The 6,000-nt window shown below is 73.9% G+C and carries 4 protein-coding genes; 1 reads left to right on the forward strand and 3 read right to left on the reverse strand.

What is annotated here, in order from left to right; genetic code table 11:
* Positions 1-280: 280 nt before the first annotated feature.
* Positions 281-1,438: a cytochrome P450 gene (locus ACFXGA_RS22490; protein WP_378090778.1), complete on the forward strand. Its 1,158-nt coding sequence runs from the start codon at positions 281-283 to the stop codon at positions 1,436-1,438.
* Between the two features lie 161 nt (positions 1,439-1,599).
* Here ACFXGA_RS22490 and ACFXGA_RS22495 read toward each other — a convergent pair whose 3' ends face one another.
* The 3 genes from ACFXGA_RS22495 to ACFXGA_RS22505 are packed head-to-tail and all read right to left on the reverse strand — an operon-like array spanning position 1,600 to position 5,845.
* Positions 1,600-3,621 (reverse strand): beta-galactosidase, encoded by a 2,022-nt coding sequence (locus ACFXGA_RS22495; RefSeq protein WP_378090779.1) that lies wholly within the window; start codon positions 3,619-3,621, stop codon positions 1,600-1,602.
* On the reverse strand, positions 3,618-4,316 hold the full coding sequence (locus tag ACFXGA_RS22500) for a DUF624 domain-containing protein (protein WP_378090780.1): 699 nt from the start codon (positions 4,314-4,316) through the stop codon (positions 3,618-3,620). The genes ACFXGA_RS22495 and ACFXGA_RS22500 overlap by 4 nt, the downstream gene beginning before the upstream one ends.
* Positions 4,313-5,845 (reverse strand): xylan 1,4-beta-xylosidase, encoded by a 1,533-nt coding sequence (locus tag ACFXGA_RS22505; RefSeq protein WP_378090782.1) that lies wholly within the window; start codon positions 5,843-5,845, stop codon positions 4,313-4,315. Before ACFXGA_RS22505 ends, ACFXGA_RS22500 begins: the two co-directional genes overlap by 4 nt.
* Positions 5,846-6,000 lie beyond the last annotated feature (155 nt).

Consider the following 6,000-nt stretch of genomic DNA (forward strand, 5'->3'; position numbering starts at 1 on the left):
CGGATCTCGTCGTCCCGCCGCCGCAGGGGAAGGTGCCTTGACCTTCGACCCGGTTCGGTCCGGCCGGGTAAGGCTCACGGGGCAGCACGCAGCACGGTGTGGCGGGTCTGTTGTGAGTGCTGGCCGCGGGTCGGGCGTGGGTCGGTTGGCGGGAGTCGTGCGGTCGGTGCCGCCACTTTCGGGTGGTGTGGTGAGGTGGCGCTTCCGTCGCGTTGGGCCGGGTGGTCTAGTGGTCCTGCGGGTTGTCGGGGGCCCGCACGCGATCGGGGAGGGTCGCACGATGAGGTTGGCGGACAAGCGTCGGTTCCGCCGGGATCCGCTCGCGTACCTGGAAGACCTGCACCGCCACAGCGTGGACGGGGTGATCCGGCTGCCCTGGGGTGGGCGGTGCGTGGGCGACGTGGAGCTGGCCAACGCCTTGTTGCGCGGTCGGGAGTTCAACGCGGGGCGGTCCGGGTTCTTCGGTGGGTTGTTGCCGACCCGTGAGGCGCAGGTCCGGGTGGGACACGCGGTGCGGGACGTGGTGCGGGCGGGGCTGCCCGCGTACCGGGAGGCGCTGGCGGTCGCCGTGGGTGGGCTGCCGGGGACGAGCCGGTGGCCGGACGCGGCCGGTGATCTCGTGTACCGGTGCCTGGTGGACGTGTTGCTGCACCCGCGGACGCCGGAGGACGTCAGGGGGCTGTTGGACCGCGCGGCGCGCGGTGATGTCGTGTTCCACTCGCCGCACCGGTGGCGGCGGGTCGGGGCGGAGGTCGTGCGGGCCAGGTTGGTCGCGGCGGTGGCCGGCGAGGTCCGGCGGCGGCGGGGGTGGGACGGCGGGGCGCGCGACGTGCTGGACGCCGTGGCCGGAGCGTGCCCGGGCGGTGTGGCGGACCGGGCGGTCGCCGAGCTGCACCTGATGCTGGTGCGGGCGGTCGTGGTGCCGGTCGCCACGATGCTGGCGTGGTCCGTGCTGCTCGCCTGCCTGCGCCACCCGCCGGGCACGCCGCTGCCCTGGCCGGTCGACTGGGTGGTGCGCGAGGCGCAGCGGCACCGGCCGGTGGTGTGGATGGTCGGCCGCGCCGCGCCGCACCCGACCGAGTTCGCCGGCGCGCCGTGCGACGCCGGTGAGCTGATCTCGGTCAGCCCGTACCTGCTGCACCACGACCCGGACCGGTGGGACGACCCCGACGAGTTCCGGCCCGAGCGCTGGGCGGAGCCGGGGCGGCGCGGCACCTATATCCCGTTCGGGGCGGGCCCCTTCACGTGCGCGGGCGCGTCGGTGGCGCACGAACTGCTCACCGAGGCGCTGGGCGCGCTCACCCGCGACGCCACCCTCGCGGTCATCGGGGGCGACCTGCGCCCGGCGATGGTCGAGGGCGCGGTGCCCCGTCCTTTCACGCTCCACCGCACGCCCGTGCGGCAGGCAGCCCGAACGGAAGGGGGTGAACGACGATGACCGCCATGGTGCGACGCATCTTCGACAGCAAGCCGGCCCGCCGTTGGTACTGGTACTGACCGGCCACGGCGTGGGCCGGCCCGGGCGCGCCACCGGCCCACGCCGTGTGTCCTACGTTGGCGTCGCGTGTGTCCTACGTTCGGAACACCCGAGTTCAACGTTCAGGACGTCGCCAGGCGGACGACGCGGACGGCGGTGGCGGGCAGGGGCAGGTCGTCGCCGGCCACCAGGACCTCGCCGGTGAGCAGGTCCGTGCCGTCGAACGGCGTCCGCACGGTCCGCGCCTCGCCGTGGTTCAGCACGAACGCGTACCGCGTGCCGTCCGGCGTGACGCGTTCGGCGACCTCGACGTCCGGCACGTCGCCCAACGGCCCCACGAGGTCGTGCCCGGCCAGCGCCCGGCCGACGACGGCGGCCACGCCGGCGTCGTCCAGCAGGGTCGCGACGTACCACGCGTGCCCCCGTCCCTGACTCGACCGGGTGACCGCCGCCGTCCCGGCGTAGAAGTCCGCGCCGTAGGTGCCGACCACCTCCGCGCCCTCCGGCACGACCACCTCGAACACGTGCCGCGCCTGGTGCTCCACCCCGAACAGCGTCACGGGGTTCACCACGTCCGGCTGCTGGGCGTCCGTCTCCTCCACCCGCACCCCGAGCAGCGACGCGAACGGGCCGGGGACGTCGGTCGGGAACGCGTTGTCGTCCTCGTCCACCCGCCCGGACAACGCCGTCGTCACGAACGTCCCGCCGCGCTCCACGAACGCCGTCACGCGGTCCGCCAGGTCGCCCTTGACCATGTGCAGCAACGGCGCGACCACCACGTCGTACCCGGACAGGTCGGCCGTCACCGGCACGACGTCCAGCGGCGCGTTGGCCTGCCACAGCGCCCGGTGGTAGGCGGTGAGCACCTCCAGGTAGCGCACGTTGCGGTTCGGCCCGTCCGACATCTCGACGGCCCACCAGCTGTCCCAGTCGACCAGCAGCGCGGCCCGCGCGGGCGTGCGGCCGCCGAGCAGGGCGTCGCCGACCCGGGCGAACTCGTCGCCCAGCTCGGCGACCTCGCGGAACATGCGGGTGTCCGTGCGGCCCGCGTGGTCGAGCACCGCGCCGTGGTACTTCTCGCACGCGCCGCGCGACTGCCGCAGCTGGAAGTACAGCACCGCGTCCGCGCCGTGCGCGACGGACTGCCACGACCACAGCCGCAGCACGCCCGGCCGCTTCACCGGGTTGACGTCGCGCGAGGCCGTGACCGACGGCGTCTGCTCCATGACCCAGAACGGCGCGCCGTCGCGCAGCCCGCGCATCAGCCGGTGCGCCAACGCCATCCGCGCCGCCGTCCGCGACGACGAGCGGTCCTCCGGCGGGTAGTTGTCCCACGACGCGAAGTCCAGGTGCGGCGCCCACCGGTGGTAGTCGATCGGCTGGTACAGGCCCATCATGTTCGTCGTCACGGGCGTGTGCGGCGAGTGCGCCCGGATGGCCGCCTTCTCCGCCACGAACCCGCCCAGCAACGCGTCCGACATGAACCGCCTGTAGTCCAACGTGATGCCCTGGAACGCGGTGTGGTCGGGCCCGCGCCAGTGCTCGGACAACGCGTTCGGCGGCTGGATCTCCGCCCAGTCGGTGAACGTGTGCGACCAGAACGTGGTGTTCCACGCGTCGTTGAGCCGGTCGAGCGAGCCGTAGCGCTCCCGCAGCCACCCGCGGAACGCCTCGCCGCACGCCGGGCACCAGCACGCGCCGCCGTACTCGTTGCCCACGTGCCACGCCACGACCGCCGGGTGGTCGCCGTACCGCTCGGCCAGCCGGCCCGCCAGCCCGACCGACAGCCGGCGGAAGTCGGGCGACGACGGGCACGCGTTGTGCCGCTGCCCGTACACGTGCCGCCGACCCTCGAAGTCGACCCGGCACGCCTCCGGGTACCGGCGCGCCAGCCACGGCGGCATCGCGCCGCTCGGCGTGGCCAGCACGATCCGCATCCCCTCGGTCGCGGCCCGCGCCACGATCGCGTCCAACGTCGAGAAGTCGTACCGGTCCTCGGCGGGTTGCAGGTGCGCCCACGCGAACACGCCCAGCGTGACCGTGTTGACCCGGGCGAGCGCGAACGCGGCGTAGTCGGCGTCCCAGACCTCGCGGGGCCACTGCTCGGGGTTGTAGTCGCCGCCGTACCAGATCTGCGGGGTCACGCGGTGAACCTCTCGGTGGCGTCGCGCAGCACCGGCTCGGCGTTGCGCAGGAGCAGCAGGGTGAACGGGGACGCGAGCAGCGCGAGCACCCAGTCGGAGGTGAGCACGACGAGCCCGCCGGCGGCGATGAGCAGCGACAACGCGCCGAGCGCGCTCGCCGGCCGAGCGGCCAGGTAGTAGGACGCCAAGCGCGCGGTGTCGCGCGTGCGCAACGACAGGGTGGACGACAGCACGAGCGCCTGGGTCGACCACACCAGCACCGCCACCGCGACCACCACCAGGACCAGCCCGTACCCGGCGGGCACGCCGGCCAGGTCCAGGTTGGCCAGGGTGAAGCCGATGACGGTCAGCACCGCGAGCGCGGGCAGCCACCAGCGCAACACGTCGAGCCAGTTGAGCCGGTAGCCGCGCCGGAAGTGCCGGGCGGGGGAGAGGTCGCGGTCGCCCAGGAACACGCGCCAGGCGTAGACGGCGGCCGACAGCGCCGGGCCCACGGGCGCGATGCACAGCCCGATCAGCGGCGCGTTGCCGGCGCTGCGGTCCAGGAACAGCAGGGCGAGGAATCCCGGCGCGGTGGTCAGCAGCAGCATGACCTCGATGACCAGGAACCAGTACACGACGGACGCGATGCGCGACAGGATGCCCGCGCCGATCTCGGCGGCGGGGTCGGCCCGTCGTTCGGCGGCCACGGTCACGGCCTCTCGTGCGGCGCGACGAGCCGGTCGTCGGACGCGCCCAGCAGCCGGCGGTCGTCCAGCCCCTCGTGCACCTCGGCGTGGACGGGGACGACCTCGACGAACGTGACCTCGTGCCGCGCCAGCGCCAGGTCAAGCTCGACCCGTCCGCCCACGACCGGGGCCGACCGGTGCTCGACGGCGGGCCGGGCGCAGTCGCGCAGCAGGTCGAGCGTGCGCGGGTCGGGGGAGCGGGGCCGGCCGAGTTCGCGCCACGCGCCGAACGCGTTGCCGTCGTGCTCGTTCACCCGCTCCCGGCGGACGAACGCCCGGGGACCGGCCACCGGCACCGACAGCCGCACCTCGTGCCGCTCGGGCGCGTCCGGCGCGTCGGTGCCGCCGACCGGCTGCCAGGCCAGCGCGGTGATCCGGCCGTCGGGGGCGGAGCACACCAGGTGGTCCTCGCCGCGCGCCAGCACCCGCCGGCCCATCCGCGCCATGAACGCGTAGAGGTGGTAGGTCGGCTTGCGCACCTGCCGGTGCGTGAGCAGGCCGAACCCGCCGTGGAACAGCGAGGTCGGCACGTTCTCCTCCTCGAAGACGTCGCAGAACGTCCAGTAGGAGTACGAGTCGACCAGCTCCGTGCCGCCGGTCAGCACGGGGGCCAGGTAGGCGGCGTGGTAGGCCGTGTCGTGGATCGGGTTGTCCGGCCGGTAGGAGCTGTTGTACTCGGTGATGTGCACCGGCAACCCGGCCAGGGCGGTGCCCGCGAGGTGCGCGCGGGGCGCGTCGAACTGGTCCAGCAGCCGCTGCGGCGCGGAGAGCGTCTGGTAGGTGCCGAACGGCACGTGCTGCGCCGGGCCGGACGAGTAGGCGTGCCGGCTGACGAAGTCGATCGGCACGTCGTGGCGGGTGACGAACTCGGCGAACGGGGCCCACCACTCGTCCGAGCCGGGCGAGATCGCCGGACCGCCCACCTGGAGCCCGGCGTCCACGTCCTTCACGGTGCGCGCGGTGACCTCGTAGAGCCGGAAGTACGCCTCCTGGTCGGCGTCCTTCCAGAAGTTGACCAGGTTCGGCTCGTTCCACACCTCGATCGGCCAGGTGCGCACCTCGTCGAGGCCGTAGCGGTCGACCAGGTGGCGGACGACGGCGCGGACCAGCGCGGCCCACTCGTCCCAGTCCTTCGGCGGGGTGATGTTGCCCTTCCACCAGAACACGGTGTCGTCGCCCGAGGCGAGCGCGGTGGGCATGAACCCCAGCTCCACGAACGGCCGGACGCCCAGCTCCAGGAACCGGTCGAACACCTGGTCCAGGTACGTGAAGGAGTAGCGCGTCACGCCGTCGGCGGACCTGCGGTGCACGCCCATGTCGTCGGACAGCAGCCCGTGGCCGCGGATGTGCCGGAAGCCGATCTCGCGCTGCACCAGCGCCAGGGACTCCTGGTAGTCCGCGCGCAGCGCGAGGTTGAGCCGCCCGGTGCCCACGCAGTGGCGCCACGACTCGGACAGGCGGCCGATCGGCTCGCCGGGAACGACAACGCGGTGCAAAACCCCTCCAGGACACTCTCGCCGGGCCGACCACCGTCGCCGGGGCCGACCACCGTCGCCAGCTCGCGTCGGGCGGCGCCGCGCCCCATAAACCCGGCGGCGCACCATGACTAACCGCGCCGAACGCGGGCGCCGCCGCCACCCCCGCCCCCGCC

Origin of the sequence: Actinosynnema sp. NPDC059335 (assembly GCF_042752395.1) — a bacterium.
Lineage (GTDB): Bacteria > Actinomycetota > Actinomycetes > Mycobacteriales > Pseudonocardiaceae > Actinosynnema.